12 protein-coding genes are annotated in these 16,181 nt (G+C 64.1%); 7 read left to right on the top strand and 5 right to left on the bottom strand.

Annotation, left to right across the window (positions count from 1 at the left end):
• The first annotated feature begins 82 nt into the window (after nt 1-82).
• Nucleotides 83-1,039, top strand: a complete 957-nt coding sequence (locus AB0I57_RS01575) for a DUF1524 domain-containing protein (RefSeq protein WP_358328866.1) — start codon at nt 83-85, stop codon at nt 1,037-1,039.
• Between the two features lie 45 nt (nt 1,040-1,084).
• Here the strand turns inward: AB0I57_RS01575 and AB0I57_RS01570 are convergent, their stop codons facing one another.
• Both AB0I57_RS01570 and AB0I57_RS01565 read right to left on the bottom strand, forming a co-directional pair.
• Nucleotides 1,085-2,371, bottom strand: coding sequence for a lactate 2-monooxygenase (locus AB0I57_RS01570; RefSeq protein ID WP_358328863.1), 1,287 nt, complete (start codon nt 2,369-2,371; stop codon nt 1,085-1,087).
• Nucleotides 2,364-3,281, bottom strand: a complete 918-nt coding sequence (locus AB0I57_RS01565; RefSeq protein WP_358328860.1) for an alpha/beta hydrolase — start codon at nt 3,279-3,281, stop codon at nt 2,364-2,366. The genes AB0I57_RS01570 and AB0I57_RS01565 overlap by 8 nt, the downstream gene beginning before the upstream one ends.
• A 217-nt stretch (nt 3,282-3,498) precedes the next feature.
• Between AB0I57_RS01565 and AB0I57_RS01560 the strand changes: the two genes are divergently transcribed.
• Nucleotides 3,499-4,656 (top strand): nucleotide pyrophosphatase/phosphodiesterase family protein, encoded by a 1,158-nt coding sequence (locus AB0I57_RS01560; RefSeq protein WP_358328857.1) that lies wholly within the window; start codon nt 3,499-3,501, stop codon nt 4,654-4,656.
• A 98-nt stretch (nt 4,657-4,754) separates the two neighbouring features.
• On the opposite strand, the gene AB0I57_RS01555 is transcribed toward AB0I57_RS01560, so the two are convergent.
• The gene (locus tag AB0I57_RS01555) at nt 4,755-5,774 is read right to left on the bottom strand and encodes a beta-ketoacyl-ACP synthase III (protein ID WP_358328854.1); all 1,020 of its coding nucleotides are present in this window, start codon (nt 5,772-5,774) and stop codon (nt 4,755-4,757) included.
• Between the two features lie 307 nt (nt 5,775-6,081).
• Here AB0I57_RS01555 and AB0I57_RS01550 point away from each other — a divergent pair, with 307 nt between their 5' ends.
• The 3 genes from AB0I57_RS01550 (at nt 6,082) to AB0I57_RS01540 (ending at nt 9,759) form a co-directional block, all read left to right on the top strand.
• On the top strand, nt 6,082-7,194 hold the full coding sequence (locus AB0I57_RS01550) for a DUF4185 domain-containing protein (RefSeq protein WP_358328851.1): 1,113 nt from the start codon (nt 6,082-6,084) through the stop codon (nt 7,192-7,194).
• A 22-nt stretch (nt 7,195-7,216) separates the two neighbouring features.
• Nucleotides 7,217-7,840, top strand: coding sequence for a class I SAM-dependent methyltransferase (locus tag AB0I57_RS01545; RefSeq protein ID WP_358328848.1), 624 nt, complete (start codon nt 7,217-7,219; stop codon nt 7,838-7,840).
• Between the two features lie 83 nt (nt 7,841-7,923).
• Nucleotides 7,924-9,759, top strand: a complete 1,836-nt coding sequence (locus AB0I57_RS01540; RefSeq protein WP_358328845.1) for an acyl-CoA dehydrogenase — start codon at nt 7,924-7,926, stop codon at nt 9,757-9,759.
• A gap of 138 nt (nt 9,760-9,897) precedes the next feature.
• Here AB0I57_RS01540 and AB0I57_RS01535 read toward each other — a convergent pair whose 3' ends face one another.
• Both AB0I57_RS01535 and AB0I57_RS01530 read right to left on the bottom strand, forming a co-directional pair.
• Entirely contained in the window at nt 9,898-11,754 is a 1,857-nt protein-coding gene (locus AB0I57_RS01535; protein WP_358333026.1) for a VanW family protein, read from the bottom strand.
• A gap of 706 nt (nt 11,755-12,460) precedes the next feature.
• Entirely contained in the window at nt 12,461-13,795 is a 1,335-nt protein-coding gene (locus AB0I57_RS01530; protein WP_358328842.1) for an acetyl-CoA C-acetyltransferase, read from the bottom strand.
• 142 nt (nt 13,796-13,937) lie between these two features.
• On the opposite strand from AB0I57_RS01530, the gene AB0I57_RS01525 reads away from it, so the two are divergent.
• Both AB0I57_RS01525 and AB0I57_RS01520 read left to right on the top strand, forming a co-directional pair.
• Nucleotides 13,938-15,284 (top strand): 3-oxoacyl-ACP reductase, encoded by a 1,347-nt coding sequence (locus tag AB0I57_RS01525; protein ID WP_358328840.1) that lies wholly within the window; start codon nt 13,938-13,940, stop codon nt 15,282-15,284.
• Nucleotides 15,284-16,147, top strand: coding sequence for a MaoC/PaaZ C-terminal domain-containing protein (locus AB0I57_RS01520; protein ID WP_358333023.1), 864 nt, complete (start codon nt 15,284-15,286; stop codon nt 16,145-16,147). Before AB0I57_RS01525 ends, AB0I57_RS01520 begins: the two co-directional genes overlap by 1 nt.
• The last annotated feature ends 34 nt before the right edge of the window (nt 16,148-16,181 follow it).

Raw genomic sequence — 16,181 nt, 5'->3', positions numbered from 1 at the left:
CTCGATCCTGCCCGCCCTCCAACGGAGTGGCGGGCAGGGTCGTTCCGCCAATGCACCGGAGTATTCAGACATACTCTGACGCATGCCGACACCCGCGTCTTCAACACCTGTCACACGCAAGAAGTGGCCCTGGATCGTTGCGGCGATCATCCTGATCGCGTCTGCGGTCGCCTTTCTCAACCCGGGACCGGACGACCGATCGTCTGAAGTCACAGCCAACGATGCCGACGCGAGCGATGCACTGCGCCAACTCGCCGACCTCGAGATCAAGGGCCGCGCTCCGAAAACCGGCTACGACCGAGAACAGTTCGGGGCGAGATGGACCGACGACGTCAGCGTGGAGGGCGGGCGCAACGGTTGCGACACCCGGAACGACATCCTCCGACGCGATCTTCGCGAGATCGTGTTCAAGCCGGGCAGCAACGACTGCACTGTGCAAAGTGGAACGCTGCTCGACCCGTATACCGGAAAGACCATTTCCTTCGTGCGCGGCGAAAACACGTCCGATGCCGTGCAGATCGACCACGTCGTCGCACTGTCAGATGCCTGGCAGAAGGGTGCTCAACAACTCGATACCGACACCCGCACCAATTTCGCGAATGACCCGAGGAACCTCCTCGCTGTCGACGGTCCTGCCAATCAGCAGAAGTCGGACGGCGACGCAGCAACATGGCTGCCCTCGAACAAGAGCTACCGATGCACGTACGTGGCCGCTCAGGTGGAGGTGAAAGCCGCCTATGGGTTATGGGTCACGCAGGCCGAACACGACGCGATGGCGCGGATACTGCAGGACTGCGGAGCAGCACGGCCCACTTCGGCAACGGCTCCTGCCACTGCACTCACGCCTATAGCGGCGCCGGAACCCGTCGCGCCGTCGGCAGAACTCACCCTGCCCAGCGACATGGCACCGCACAACGCTGTGCACTACGAGAACTGTGCGGCAGCCAAGGCTGCGGGTGCGGCGCCGGTCCGCATCGGTACTCCCGGCTACGGCGCCCACCTCGACCGCGACGGCGACGGCGTGGGCTGCGAAGGCTGACACGGCCCGCAACTGGGGCGCATGACCGTCCCCGAAGTGGACGAATTATGCGCGCCGCAGGGCGTTCCGATCGATCTCGGCAACGGATTTCAGACCGCTCAGTCCCATCGTGAGGTCGAACTCGGCAATCACGTTCGCCGTGGCATCCCGCGCACCGGCCTGACCGGCCAGGGCCAAACCGTACAGGTGCGGACGGCCGAGGGTCACCGCGTCCGCGCCGAGCGCAAGAGCCTTGAAGACGTCTGCTCCGGTACGGATTCCGCTGTCGAGAAGTAGCGTCAGCTTGCCGTCGACGACGGGCGCAATGTCCACCAGCGCGTCCAGCGAAGACACGCTGCCGTCCACCTGTCGACCACCATGATTGGACACGACAATGCCGTCGACCCCCGCATCGAGCGCGCGACGGGCATCGTCCGGGTGGAGTACGCCTTTGAGGAGAATCGGCAGGGACGTTCTGTCGCGGAGGGTCTCGATGTCTGCCCAGCTCAACGACGGTCGCGAGTAGATGTCCAAGAATGTTTCGACGGCGGCCCTGGGTTCGGGCGACCGCAGATTGTCGAGGAAACTGCCGGGGAAGCGCCAAGTCATCGACACCAGGGACCGGATCGCGCCGAGTGTCACCTCGACATCCGGCTTGCCCACCGCAGCCTTGATCCTGTCACGCACGATCCTGCGGAAGACCGGGTCCGATGTGTACTGCGCGATTCCCTGACCCTGCGCGAAGGGGAGCGAGCCCAAATTGAGGTCTTCCGGGCGCCAGCCGAGCATCGTCGTGTCGAGGGTGACCACGACGGCGTCCGCCTCGATGTTCTCGGCCCGCTGGAGGAGGCTGTCGACAAGATCGTCGTCTGTGCTCCAGTACAACTGGAACCACCGGGGAGCCTCGCCCATCGCAGCCGCGCTCTCCTCCATCGGCGCACAGCCCTGGTTTGAAAAGATATAGGGCACACCCAGTTCGGCGGCCGCCGCGGCAATCGCGACATCTGCCTCGGGTCGCGCCAGTTCGGAGGCACCGACGGGAGCGAGGAGAACCGGCGCCGGGATCCTGCGCCCGAACAGCTCGACACTGATGTCGCGTTTCGAGACATCGCGCAATACGCGGGGAACGATCTGCCACTTGTCGAATGCGTCTCGGTTGGCCTGCATCGTGCGACCCAGGCCTGCGCCACCGTGAACGTAGGCCCAGGCCTTCGCGCTCATCTTCTTCCTTGCGGACCGTTCGAGAGTGTCGAAGTCGGTGGGGACGGACGGTGTACGGCCGAGAATGCCGTCGCGGTAGATCGAATTCTGACGGGCCCGGCCCGGGCTGTCCTGTGTCTCGTTCTCAGCCATCGGCAGCTTCCTTCTTGTCCCAGATGTCGAGGAGCGATCGGAGGATCTCTTCCGACATGCCCAGGCCACCGAGATGGCTCTCACCTTTCATCATGTGGAACTCGGCGTTGGGCAGTAGCGAAACCATGTGCTGACCGTGCCGCATCGGGATGATGTGGTCACAGTCGCCGTGCCACCATCGCACCGGAGTCGTCACCGAACTCAGTTGGAATCCCCAGTCCCTGGTGAACAGCACTATGTCGGCGAACGGCGCACTGAGTTGCTTGCGGGTGCCGTTGAGAAGATCGTCGAGGAACATCGCCTTGAACTCCGGGCGTGCAAGCAGCCGGCGGTCGCCTTCTGGCGACAACCGCCCGTAGAGGTCGATGATCGGAGACGCGAACGGCCTGGCGAGCCTTATCACCGAGCTGGCTGCAACTCCGACGGGAATGCCGCCCGCAGCCAGCGCCGGAGCCACCAGCGACGCAAAATCCATGAGCCCGCTGCGGATTGCGTCGGGGCCTTTCGTCGGAGCGACACCTCCAATGATGCCCGTCGCGACCACTCGATCGGGCATCGCTCGTGCTGCGGCCAGCGTGTAGGGCCCGCCACCAGAGAGTCCGATAACTGCCATCTGATCGACACCCAGCGTGTCCGCGACCGTTCGGAGGTCGTCGGCGAAGTCGATCACCGCGCCGTAGTGGTGCAGCGTCGACGACCCCACACCCGGCCGGTCGATCCCGATCAACCTGACGTGCTCGCGTTCGGCGAATGCCCTTGCCTCCATCGGAACCTGACGCCTCGCGCCAGGTGTGCCGTGCAACCAGAAGATAGCTCTCCCCTGGGCCGAACCGAACTCTGCGAAACCGAGTCGACGCCCCTCGCCTACAGCAACGGTGCCCTCCAACTGCGGCCGTTCAATATCCACCATCCCCACAGCTTTGCACGTGACTCCTGTCACGATTCAACCCGGGACCGGTTCTCCGTCACGCGGCAGATGTGAACTGGCGTTTCCCTGTTCCAGGATCGGCTCGGTCCGAAGACACACCCATCACCTTCCATGCGGTCCCGAACCACGGGGCTACCCGAAGCCTGTACCGCGCCCGCGTACCACGCCATTGCCTCGAGCGATCCGCCATAGTGGACGCATGACCGTTTCGGCGCCTCCGCTCGACGTGTACTCCCAGCCCACGCTGTCCGCCCTGATGCCGTCCGTCCTCGCCTCGCTGGGGGTCGCCGGCGAAGCCAATCGCCTGAGCCTGCCAGACAGTCGACACACCGTGGTCCTGCTGATCGACGGGCTCGGCTGGAATCTGTTGCATCGCCACCGGAAGCATGCGCCATTTCTCGCCGGCCTGCCCGGTCGCCCGATCCGCGCGGGATTTCCTACCACGACAGCCACGAGCATCGCGTCCCTCGGAACCGGGCTGCCTTCCGGCAGTCATGGCATCACCGGCTATCAGTCGTACGTTCGTGAGGTCCACGGCATCCTCAACTGGCTGTCCTGGCAATCGGGACACGCGAGGGACGAACGCGAGCGCCTGGTACCCGAGGTCGCCCAGCCCGCACCCACGGTCTTCGAACGCGCTACAGCAGCAGGCATTTCATGCCACTCCGTGGCACCCTCGACATTCGACGGGTCCGGACTCACCCGTGCAGTTCTGCGTGGCGGCGCGTTCACGGGCATACACGCCTATGGCGACCTGATCGCCCATGTCGTCACCGCGACCAGGGGTGGAGATCGGACCCTGACGTACTGCTATATCAGCGAAATCGACACGTTGGGTCACATCTATGGGCCCGGCTCCGAGTCATGGCTCAATCAGCTGACCCTCGTCGACCGTTTCGTCGAAAATCTCGTCACAGATCTTGCGGGCACCGGCAGCACGGTTTACATCACGGCGGACCACGGCATGGTCACCGTCGAAGACGAGGGCAAGATCGATTTCGACGCCACACCTGCTTTGTCGGAAGATGTCGTGACACTCGCCGGTGAGCCGCGGTGCCGGCACGTCCACACACGACAGGGAAGCGCCGACGACGTCGCGGATCGCTGGAGGGCCGAACTGGGGCACCGCATGTGGATCGGCACGAGGGATGAAGCACTCGCCGCGGGGCTTTTCGGGCCCGCGGTGCGATCCGAGATACACGACCGCATCGGACACGTGGTTGCCATCGCGCAGGGCGATGTCGCCGTGGTCCGGCGACAGGTCGAATCGAGGCTGTCCGCTCTCCCGGGGCAGCACGGTGCGCTCACCGAAGACGAATTGCTGATTCCCCTGCTGCACAGCACTACTGCCGCGTAGCTACACCAACACAGTGTGGTCGGCCGATCGCCAGGCCTGCTTCAGCGCCGCGGCATGACGAGACCAAGAGCCGCGGCCGTGCGAGACCGCGGCAACGGTCAGTTCTTCGCCAACTCCGGCATCGTGACGACCTGCGCCGCGTAGGACAGTCCTGCGCCGAAGGCGAGAAGGAGGGCAGTGTCGCCCGGCTTCGTGTCGCCCGACTCCAACAGGGAAGCCATCGCCAGCGGAACCGATGCTGCCGAGGTATTGCCGCTCTCGGCGATGTCATTGGAAACCGGGACGTTCTCGGGGAGCTTCATGCTCCGGGCGATCACCTCCGTGATCCGCGAGTTGGCCTGGTGCGGGACGAACGCGTCCAGGTCGTCCACGGACAGCCCGGCCTTCTCCAGTGCGGTGAGCGCAACCTTGCCCATCTCGAAGGCAGCCCAGCGGAACACTGCAGTTCCGGTCATCTTGATGTACGGACGTGTGGCGCCCGGCGTCGTTATGTATTCGTACCAATCCATGTCCTGGACGATGGCGCCGGACTGAGCGCCATCCGAACCCCATTCCACCGGTCCGATACCCGCGACGTCGCTCTTGCCGACGACGACGGCTCCGGCGCCGTCACCGAAGATGAAGCGGGTGCCACGGTCGGTCGGGTCGGTGGTGACGCTCATCTTCTCGACACCCACCACGAGCGCGTAGTCGATGGACCCTCCTCGCACCAGATCCGACGCCACCGTCAGAGCTGTGCAAAAGCCCGCACACCCGCCGCTGAGATCGAACGCGCCGGGCCCGCTGGTGCCCAGTGCGTCGGCGACCACTGCTGCTGCCGGAGGCGTCAGCAGAAGGTACGTCGACGTGGCAACGATGACGCACCCGATCTGCTCGGGCTCGATCCCGCTCGCAGCGATCGCGTCGCGTCCGGCTGCAATGGACATCGTGACGACGTTCTCGTCTTCCGCCGCGAATCGACGGTTCTTGATGCCCGAACGAGACTGGATCCACTCGTCTGTCGAGTCGATCAACTCACAGATCTCGTCGTTGGTTACCACCCGTTCCGGCCGGTATACACCCAGCCCGAGAAGGGCGGACTGCCTACCTCCAGCCGCGGTGGCGATCTGCTTTCCCATCGATCGATCTCCTCATCAGGTCCCGCGTGGTTACGCGAGGTGTGGACTTGCCATTTGAACACGTTACGTCGAACACGTCATCGCGTGTAACACAGGTGGTGTTATCCGTCGATCACACCCGTCCCGATCGGTCCCGAACAGGACGTGGACCTGGGGTGGAACGGGGGCACTAGTCAAATCGACACGCCTAGCTGAGCCGAATTGTTAGACTTCATTGCGATTTCCAGCAAGCAGCCGATCACCCGCCAGTAGTGATCTCCGGGCCACGAAGTTCTGCCTGTGTTGCTAGAGATTGGAGTGTCCCCCCTTGAAGCGAACCAAAGCTCTCGCAGCAGCGTCTCTCACCAGCGTCGTGGTGTCATTGCTCGCGTTTACCGAGCCCGCGGCGGCCAACCCGAACGTCGTCAATCCGATACCCGGACTGAACGGCACCAACGGCATCCCCGACCTCAACGGGCGTACGCGCGCCGTCGCACAGCAGACCGGCCTACTCAGCGCCAACCGCACCCAGGACGTCAACGTCCTCGGCACCGATCTCGGCATCATGTGGGACAACGGCCGCGGGGAGATTTTGACCGCGTTCGGAGACACAGCCGGGCTCGGCCTACCCAACCTGCTGTCAGGCAGCATATGGGCGTGGCGCAGCAGTACCCTGTTCCGCAGCTCGGACCGCAATCTGTCCGACGGGATGACCTTCGACAGCTCCCCACGTGACATCTTCGGCCAGGCGAAAGAGCTGGTCCCGAGCCCAAAGATCCCGTTCGTCGAGATCAGTCGCATCCCCACAGCCGGCGTCGCTGTCGGTGACACTCAGATCCTGAGCATGATGTCGGTGCGCGATTGGGGTGAGGCCGGATCCTGGAACACGAATTTCTCCGGCCTCGCCTACTCACACGACAACGGAGAGAATTGGATCGTCGCACCGGAGACGGAGCGACCGAACATCGGCGGCAACGCAAACTTCCAGATGAGCGCGTTCGTCAAGGAGGACGGTTTCGTCTACCAGTACGGAACACCGTCCGGACGCGGTGGGCTCGTCCACCTTGCGCGCGTCCCCGAAGACGAGATCATGGACCTCGCCGCCTACGAGTACTTCGACGGTGAAGAGTGGGTCGAGTCGAACCCCGACGCTGCCAGACCCATCATGGGCGGCAGGGTCGGCGAACTGTCCGTCGCCTACAACGAATTCCTCGGCCAATACCTCATGTTGACCACCGATGAGTTCAACTCGGTAGTGATGAGGCGCTCGCCGTCACTCACCGGACCGTGGAGCCAACCCGAAGTCCTCATCGACACCAGAGAACTGCCGAGCGCATACGGGGCCTACATCCACCCGTGGTCGGCGGGCCCGGATCTTTACTTCCTCACCACTGTTCACAGCAACTACAACGTCCTTCTGATGCACACCAGCCTGGCGTAGGCCTCGCACTAGCGTCGGTCCCATGGATGCGAAGGCATGGGACGAACGATATTCACAGAGTGCACTGGTATGGGGCGCGCCACCGAACGAGGTGGTGGTCGAGCAGGCCACCTCGTTGCCCCGCGGTCGCGCACTCGACCTCGGGTGCGGTGAGGGCGCGAACGCCCTCTGGCTCGCCACCCGAGGCTGGGAGGTGACCGGTCTCGACTACTCGACCGTAGCCATCGGCAAGGCCGCCCGAGTGGCCGCCGAAGCGCCCCGGTCGGTCCGCGAACGACTCGACTACCGGGTTGCCGATGCCACCGATGCAGACCTCGGCGGAGAGTACGACCTCGTCCTCATGATCTACCTTCAACTCGCCCCTATCGACCGTCGGCAGGTTGTGAACCGCGCCATATCTGCCCTGAAACCTGACGGAATCCTCATGATTCTGGGGCATGACGCCGTTAACTTGTCGCACGGGGTCGGAGGTCCACTCGATCTCGAAATCCTCTACACACCAGACGATTTGGTAGCATCGACAAAAGGCAGGCTCGACATCGACGTCGCCGAACGCCGCTATCGCGAGACCGCGGGCGGTACCGCGGTCGACACGCTGGTGCTCGCGCACCGCCCAGGTCTTGGCAGGCAAGAAAATGGGGCGTAACATCGGTCGATGTTACCGACGAGTAATAACTTGGGCGGTACTGGCTGATAGACCGCACCATCTCACTGGGAGAGACAGAAGACATGGGCCATTACAAGAGCAACGTCCGCGACCTCGAGTTCAACCTCTTCGAGGTTCTGGGACTCGAGCAGCCGCTGAGCGAGGGGGTGTGGGGCGATCTTGACGCCGACACCATCCGCAGCATGCTCAGCGAGGTCGCTCGCCTCGCCGAGGGGCCGTTGGCCGAGTCGTTCGCGGACGCCGACCGCAACCCGCCGGTCTTCGACCCCGAGACCCACACCGTCGCCCTGCCGGAATCCTTCAAGAAGTCGTTCCGCGCCCTGTATGACGCCGAGTGGTACCGCATGGGGCTCGAAGAGGAGGTCGGCGGCGTCCCCGTCCCCCGGGCCGCCGTATGGGCCATCAATGAGCTGATCCTGGGCGGACAGCCTGCCGCGCACTTGTACCAGGCCGGCCCGGCCTTCGCGAACGTGCTGTACGACAACGGCACCGACGAACAGAAGGAGTGGGCCAAGACCATCGTCGAGCGTGGCTGGGGTGCGACCATGGTCCTCACCGAGCCCGACGCCGGATCGGACGTCGGCGCCGGGCGCACGAAGGCCATCAAGCAGGACGACGGCACGTGGCACATCGAGGGCGTCAAGCGGTTCATTACCTCCGCCGAGTCCGACGACCTGTTCGAGAACATCTTCCACCTCGTCCTGGCCCGCCCGGAGGGCGCCGGACCTGGCACCAAGGGACTCAGCCTCTTCTACGTCCCGAAGACGCACTTCAACTTCGAGACCAACGAGTTCGGCGAACGTAACGGCGTCTTCGTCACCAATGTCGAGCACAAGATGGGCCTGAAGGTATCTACCACCTGTGAACTCACCTTCGGAGGCCACGGCATTCCCGCGCAGGGGTGGCTCGTCGGCGAGATCCACAACGGCATCGCGCAGATGTTCGACGTCATCGAGCACGCCCGCATGATGGTCGGCACCAAGGCCATCGCCACGCTCTCCACCGGCTACCTCAACGCTCTCGACTACGCCAAGGAGCGCGTCCAGGGCGCCGACCTGACGCAGATGACCGACAAGACCGCTCCGCGTGTCACCATCACGCACCACCCGGACGTCCGTCGCGCCCTCGCGATGCAGAAGGCGTACGCCGAAGGGTTGCGCGCCGTCTACCTGTACACCGCGGCCCATCAGGACGCGGCCGTCGCCAAACTGGTGTCCGGCGCCGACAAGGACCTCGCACACCGGATCAACGACCTGCTGCTGCCGATCGTCAAGGGTGTCGGCTCCGAGCGCGCCTACCAGTACCTGACCGAGAGCCTGCAGACCTTCGGTGGCTCCGGCTTCCTGCAGGACTACCCGATCGAGCAGTACATTCGCGACGCGAAGATCGACTCCCTCTACGAGGGCACCACCGCGATCCAGGCGCAGGACTTCTTCTTCCGCAAGATCGCCCGTGACCGTGGGGTGGCTCTCGCGCACGTTGCCGGCCAGGTCAAGAAGTTCATCGACAGCGAGGCAGGCAATGGTCGCCTCAAGGCTGAGCGCGCTCTGCTCGCCACCGCCCTCGAGGACATTCAGACCATGGCTGCCACCCTCACCGGGTACCTCATGGGCGCACAGGAGCAGCCGACCGAGCTGTACAAGGTTGGCCTCGGCTCAGTCCGCTTCCTGATGGCCGTCGGCGACCTGCTCGTCGGCTGGCAGCTGCTGCACCAGGCGGAGATCGCGATCAAGGCGCTCGACGAGGGTGCATCCGGCGCGGACAAGTCGTTCTACGAAGGAAAGGTCGCCATCGCGTCCTTCTTCGCCAAGAACGTTCTGCCCGAGCTCACCGCCACCCGCGGCATCATCACCAATCTCGACAACGACATCATGGAGCTGGACGAAGCCGCCTTCTGATCAGCACCTGATTTCTTCTCGAAAGCGCCCCTTCTCCAGTTCGGAGAAGGGGCGCTTTCGTTTGCTGTGCCTGTTGCCGTTCAACGGCGTGACCACTTGCCATCCGATGGCGCGATCACTTGCCGTCCGACGGCGCGACTACTCGTCGTCGGACGGTTCCGAGGTCGGCTTGGGGGTAGTCGTCTTCGTGGCCTGCTCGACTTTGGTGGTCTCGGAGTTACCGGCCGAGGTGGACGGGGCACGCGTAGAGGCAGGAGTCTGATCGGCAGGCCTGGCCAACGCGGCAGGAGAGCGCACTGCGGACTCGGACGCACGGGCCGGTTCTTCACACTTGACGACCGGGACGGGGTCGTAGCGCACAGTCCTCGTGGTGCGAGAGATCTCCCGTCCCGTGGCGTGATCGGAGATCACACGAGTGTCACTGGTGGTGAATCCCGGCGCTCCACTGGAGGGGATACAACTGTCACCGGCAGGCAGGGTGATCGTGTCCGGTTGGGTCGGCCTCGTTCGATTGCCGGTGATGGACTCGACGTCGACCGTCTTGGTTCCCCACATCCTGACGGTCAGCTCCGAACTTCCACCGATCGCCTCGATCAGGACACCGGTGTCGAAGGGGTTCCGGAACTTGAGGTCGATGGCCCCTTCGAAGACGGTGGCCTCACGGGCCTCCGGGTACCGCGAGATGTAGTACGAGTGCTCGGTGTGCTCGACGTCCTCCATACCGGCGAAGTACGCGGCGTTGTACAAAGTCGTCGCCACCTGGCTCACCCCGCCGCCCACCGCGGTATCCGGGCGGCCGTGGTTGATGATTCCCGACTCCACATATCCCTGAGCTCTGCCACGCGGACCGGTGTACCCGTTCATCGAGAACGTCTCGCCGGGTAGAACCAACGCGCCGTTGATCTGGGCGGCCGCAAGTCTGATGTTGGTGCCGGACGCCGCAGAGAACCCACTGGTGGTGAACTCGCTGACCACTTCCTCGACCCCGAGCGCCTGCGCATCTTCGGTCGTCAGGTCAGGCTCGACTTCGCCGTAGACGGCATCGGTTGTGTGAGAACCGTCGCCGCGCAACAACTCTGGGAGTCCTTCCAGAGTCTCGGGCCATTGCACGAGGTCACCGACGACGGCCGGAACGACTGTTGGCGATCCCCCACTGAGCGTGATCGTCGCATCTTCGGGCTCGACCTCTGTCGATTTCAGCTGAGGCGCCAAGATGTCGGTGGCGGCCTCGATGTCGTACGTGGGCTTCAGACCGCCGTTTCCGTCCGGTTCGAATCCGAGGATGGCGCCAATCTGCTCACGCGGCACGGTCGCGGTTTCGTCGTCACGTCCGTCGACCACCAAGTCCGTGGAAACCGCGGGCGTAGCGATCTCCTGCAAAGCCGTCGAGACGCCCTCCTCGGTCACCGCCACGGGCAGCACATCGACGGGCAGTTCGACCGTCCGACCGAATGCCCATTCTCGTGTCAACGCCGCCGCCGCGCCTTCACTGTCGAGGGTCTGCCCCGGCAACGGATCGACTGGCACGGGCGTGGCGTCCTCGAACACGATGGTTCCCTCACGAGGCTCGCGGTCGGTCTGTCCGCGTAGGCCGTCGATGGCCGCAGCCAGCGCTTCGTCGTCTCTGGTCGACACCACGCCGATCTCGTCGGTGGTGAAGAACGATGCGAGTCGGGTGAACGGGTTGAGGGGCTGCGAATGGGCCCGGTCCAGCGTGGAGTCCCAATCGACGCCTAGACCTGCGGCGGCAGGCACTACTTCTGCCGACACGTCCCCGGCCTGCACCGCCACCGGCCTGTTCACGCGCGGCCCGATTTGATCCTCCAGCATGACGGCGGCCGCCTCGCGGGTCGAACCACCTACGTCGACGCCGGCAACGGTCACCCCACGAGGAATCTTGCCGGAAGACAGCATGAGATCCGTCACGTAGGCCACGACGATCACCGCGACGATTCCTCCCGCGATCGCGGCGATCTTCACCCAGGGCGGGCGCATTGAGCTGGCGGCGGACCCTGGAGTGGGTGTAGCCGGCGGGATCTGGGGATTGTCGCTCGCAGCCGACGTAGTCGGCTCCGTGACGAGAGCCGATGTGGTCGGCTCCGGGACCACCTCTGCGTACGCTTGCGTCTGCTCGTTGAACGGGTCCGCAGCGACCACAGGGATCACTTGCGTGGCCTCGTCGTCGGCCTCCGGCCCTGCCGACGCCGGGGATTCCGAATCCGGCGATACGGGGTGCACTCCGTCGAGGCGCTTGCCCAGGTCACCCAAATTCAACTGCGTGGTGGGGGCTTCATCGGAGTTCGGCTCGGGCGGCTCCCCCTCAGGTGCAGAACTCCCTGTCTTGCCGTCTTCGTCGCTCACCCTGGCCCTCTCACCGAATCATCCTTCGTGCGGGCCTCGGCTTGCCTTTGGTGCTCGTTGCATTTCAGGCGCGATCCGATTCGAGCGACGTCCGGTTCAGACCCCGCGACCCTCCGACAGACTACCGTCGCCGGACACGGAAAGAGCCCCGCGCTGCTGCCAGGTCGGGGGTCAGGCAGCAGTTCGGGGCTCATAGGGGTATCGCCAGCTATCCCCCAGCGTTACACCCGTTGTAGAAATTATCCTGGAGATCCAACGAACTAGCCGCCGCCGGATGCCCGTTCACCCAGCGAACAGAGCGGCCTGTTGGTTCTGCCAGCTACCGGAAAGACCGGTTGGTTCAGGCCTCTATGATTGCCGTCACACCTTGGCCCCCGGCCGCGCAGATCGAGATCAGGCCACGTCCCGATCCCTTTTCGGCGAGCGCCTTGGCCAGCGATGCGACTATGCGCCCGCCGGTAGCGGCAAATGGGTGCCCTGCCGCCAATGACGACCCGTTGACGTTCAGCTTGCTTCGGTCGATGGAACCGAGTGCCCCGTCGAGACCGAGCCGTTCCTTGCAGTACTCCTCCGATTCGAAGGCCTGGAGCGTCGCCAGCACGACAGATGCGAAAGCCTCGTGGATCTCGTAGAAGTCGAAGTCCTGCAGTGTGAGGCCGTTGCGGGCCAGCAGACTCGGGATGGCATATGTCGGCGCCATCAGGAGCCCGTCCTTGCCGTGAATGTAGTCGACGGCTGCGGTCTCGGAGTCGACGAGATGGGCGAGCACCGGCAGTTTGCGCTCCGCCGCCCACTCATCGCTGGACAACAGGACCGCAGACGCGCCGTCTGTGAGCGGAGTCGAGTTGCCCGCGGTCATCGTCGCGTCGCCTGCCTTCACCCCGAAGACCGGCTTCAGTGTCGACAGTTTCTCGACTGTCGAACCAGGGCGCAGGTTGTCGTCGCGGGTGAGGCCTAGGAACGGGGTCACCAGATCGTCGAAGAATCCGCGGTCGTAGGCGGCGGCCATGTTCTTGTGGCTGGCTGCAGCCAATTCGTCCTGGTCCTCGCGGCGAATACCGAACTCTTTGGCCGTGATGGCTGCGTGCTCACCCATGGACAGGCCTGTGCGGGGCTCGCCGTTGCGTGGGATCTCGACGCCGAGCATGGACGGGCGGACGTTGCCGAGGAGTTTGATGCGGTCGCTGGTGGTCTTCGCGCGGTTGAGCGACAACAGGAACTCGCGAAGTTCGTCGTTCACGCCGATCGGTGCATCGGATGTGGTGTCGACGCCTCCGCCCACTCCGGAATCGATCCGCCCTGCCGCGATGGCGTCACCGACTGCAACGATCGACTGCAGTCCCGTGCCGCAAGCCTGCTGTAGATCGAAAGCCTGGGTGTAGGGGCTCAGAGCGCTGCCGAGAACGGATTCGCGCATCAGGTTGAAGTCACGACTGTGCTTGAGGACTGCGCCGCCGACGACGACGCCGAGCTTTTCTCCCTGCAGGTTGAAACGGCTGACCAGACCGTCGAGGGTGGCTGTGAACATGTCCTGGTTGGACGCATGCGCGTACGCCTTGTCAGAGCGGGCGAAGGGAATTCGATTCCCGCCGACGATGGCGACGGGACGCTGCTGCTTTCCGCGTGGCTTCGCCGCCGCTGCGGACTTCGAGTTGGTGCGAGCTTTGCTGGTCACTGAACGTCTCCAAGGATCTGGTGTGATTACCTGTTGGCTACTATTCTTACTCAGGAGTAAGTTTCTTGTCGACACCGCACCGCATTCGATGCCCGGTGACTGACCACAATGACGACAGACGAACGAGACAGAAGGTAGGACAGTGGCAGCCAGCAAGGGAGCTCCCGACATCTATTCTCAATTCCTCTCATCGGCGCCTGGGGCATTCATCGCCACGAAGGCGGGACTGCCGCGCCCCGAGAACCTTCGGCGATACAAGCACGGCGAACCGGCGCTTCCCGGTCCGCTCCTGATCGGTGGAAAGGGCCGTATCGCCGAACCGCTGCGTCAACTGCTGTCCGACTACCCTTCGGCAAGCACAGGTGACCACCAGTACGGCGGTCTCGTATTCGACGCAACCGGCATCGGTTCGGTCACCGAACTCGAGCAGATGTTCGAGTTCTTTCAGCCCGTCATCCGCAACCTCGCACCATGCGCACGAGTCCTCGTGATCGGCACTACCCCGGAAGAAACGTCCGGTGTCGACGAACACGTCGCCCAGCGCGCACTCGAAGGCTTCACGCGCAGCGTCGGCAAGGAGGTCAAGCGCGGAGCCACGGCTACGCTCGTCTACGTCTCACCGAAGGCCTCCACCGGACTCTCAGGCCTCGAATCGACCCTCCGCTTCCTTCTTTCGGCCAAGTCCGCGTTCGTCAGCGGCCAGGTCGTCCGGGTCGGCAAAGAAGACTCCGTCGCACCCGCCGACTGGGACAAGCCCCTCGCCGACAAGGTCGCCATCGTGACGGGCGCGGCCCGCGGGATCGGCGCCACGATCGCCGAGGTCCTGTCCCGTGACGGCGCCCATGTGATCTGCGCAGACATCCCGGCCGCTGGAGATGCCTTGTCCGAGACGGCGAACAAGGTTGGCGGCACGTCCTTCGCGCTCGATGTCACTGCGGACGACGCGGCCGACAAATTGGCCGAGTTCGTCCTCGAGCGACACGGCGGCGCGGACATCATCGTCCACAACGCGGGTATCACCCGCGACAAGACGCTCGCCAACATGGACGAGGGCCGCTGGAACATGGTGATCGGAGTCAATCTGCTTGCACCGCAACAGATCACCGATACGCTCGTCGCCAAGAATGCCCTGAAGGCCGGTGGCCGAGTGGTCGACGTCTCCTCCATCGCCGGTATCGCAGGCAACCGTGGCCAGACCAACTACGCCACCTCGAAGGCCGGCGTCATCGGCTTGGTTGAGGCGAGTGCGCCGGTATTGGCGAAGAAGAAGATCACCATCAACGCTGTCGCACCGGGCTTCATCGAGACGGCAATGACTGCGGCGGTTCCATTCGCCACGCGCGAGGCCGGACGCCGTATGAGTTCCCTGTTGCAGGGTGGTCAAACCGTCGACGTCGCGGAAACCGTGGCCTACTTCGCAAGTCCCGCATCCAACGCCGTAACCGGGCAGGTCGTCCGGGTCTGCGGCCAGAGCCTGCTGGGCGCGTGATGGTGGGCAAGGTCGTGCAACTCACCGAGAAGCCGAGGACGCTCGACATCTACGCTCGTGCAGTCGCCAGTGCAATGCCGCTGATCGGGGCCAGTGGGCAGGACGCACCGGACACCACGCTCGTTCTGAACGGGATGCGCGTCGACGCGGACAACCTGGCTGCGTACGACCGGGTGACCGGCCTGCGCTTCGGAGACACCCTTCCGGTGACATACCCGTTCACCCTGGTGTTCCCGATCATGATGAAGTTGATGGTGTCGGAAGGATTTCCCTTCCCCGCCATCGGATCTGTTCACGCGGAGAACGTCATCAAGCAGTTCCGGCCCATCTCGGTGAGCGAACCACTCGATGTGTCGGTGCGCGCGGCGAATCTACGCGAGCACCGCAAGGGCCTGCTGATCGATGTGATCAGCGAGATCAGGGTCGGGCGCGAACTCGTGTGGGAGCAGACATCCACGCTGTTGCGTCAGCAGAAGACATCGCTGTCCGGGCAGCCCGGTCCCGAGCCCACCTCGAAACCGGAACCGCAGAACCCACTGCGAACGCTTCGGGTCGATCAGAAGACGATCAGCAGGTACGCCGCGGTGTCGGGTGATCGCAACCCGATTCACGTGTCGTCATTGGGCGCCAAGGCTTTCGGATTCCCGAAGACCATCGCGCACGGTATGTGGAGCGCGGCTGCCGTTCTCGGCTCGGTGGAGGGGCGGATTCCGGATGCGGTCACCTACAGCGTCCGCTTCGGCAAGCCGATTCTGTTACCGGCCACTCTCAACGTGTACGCCGAGCAGTCCGACGACGGCTGGGATCTGTCGATCAAGCACCCGACGAAGGGCTACCCCCACCTCACCGCGACGCTGCGGTAATTGATTCCGAGTGAATGTACCTTTCGGCGCCGCA

The organism is Rhodococcus sp. NPDC049939 (assembly GCF_040656415.1).
In the GTDB taxonomy this organism is placed as follows: Bacteria; Actinomycetota; Actinomycetes; order Mycobacteriales; family Mycobacteriaceae; genus Rhodococcus_F.
The sequence above is the reverse complement of the archived record's forward strand: the minus strand, read 5'-3'. Positions and strand labels throughout refer to the sequence as shown.

Excerpts from the sequence above, each read along its gene's own strand:
- AB0I57_RS01575 (WP_358328866.1), top strand. The coding sequence starts at position 83 with ATGCCGACACCCGCGTCTTCAACACCTGTCACACGCAAGAAGTGGCCC.
- AB0I57_RS01570 (WP_358328863.1), bottom strand. The coding sequence starts at position 2,371 with ATGGCTGAGAACGAGACACAGGACAGCCCGGGCCGGGCCCGTCAGAAT.
- AB0I57_RS01565 (WP_358328860.1), bottom strand. The coding sequence starts at position 3,281 with ATGGTGGATATTGAACGGCCGCAGTTGGAGGGCACCGTTGCTGTAGGC.
- AB0I57_RS01560 (WP_358328857.1), top strand. The coding sequence starts at position 3,499 with ATGACCGTTTCGGCGCCTCCGCTCGACGTGTACTCCCAGCCCACGCTG.
- AB0I57_RS01555 (WP_358328854.1), bottom strand. The coding sequence starts at position 5,774 with ATGGGAAAGCAGATCGCCACCGCGGCTGGAGGTAGGCAGTCCGCCCTT.
- AB0I57_RS01545 (WP_358328848.1), top strand. The coding sequence starts at position 7,217 with ATGGATGCGAAGGCATGGGACGAACGATATTCACAGAGTGCACTGGTA.
- AB0I57_RS01540 (WP_358328845.1), top strand. The coding sequence starts at position 7,924 with ATGGGCCATTACAAGAGCAACGTCCGCGACCTCGAGTTCAACCTCTTC.
- AB0I57_RS01535 (WP_358333026.1), bottom strand. The coding sequence starts at position 11,754 with ATGCGCCCGCCCTGGGTGAAGATCGCCGCGATCGCGGGAGGAATCGTC.
- AB0I57_RS01520 (WP_358333023.1), top strand. The coding sequence starts at position 15,284 with ATGGTGGGCAAGGTCGTGCAACTCACCGAGAAGCCGAGGACGCTCGAC.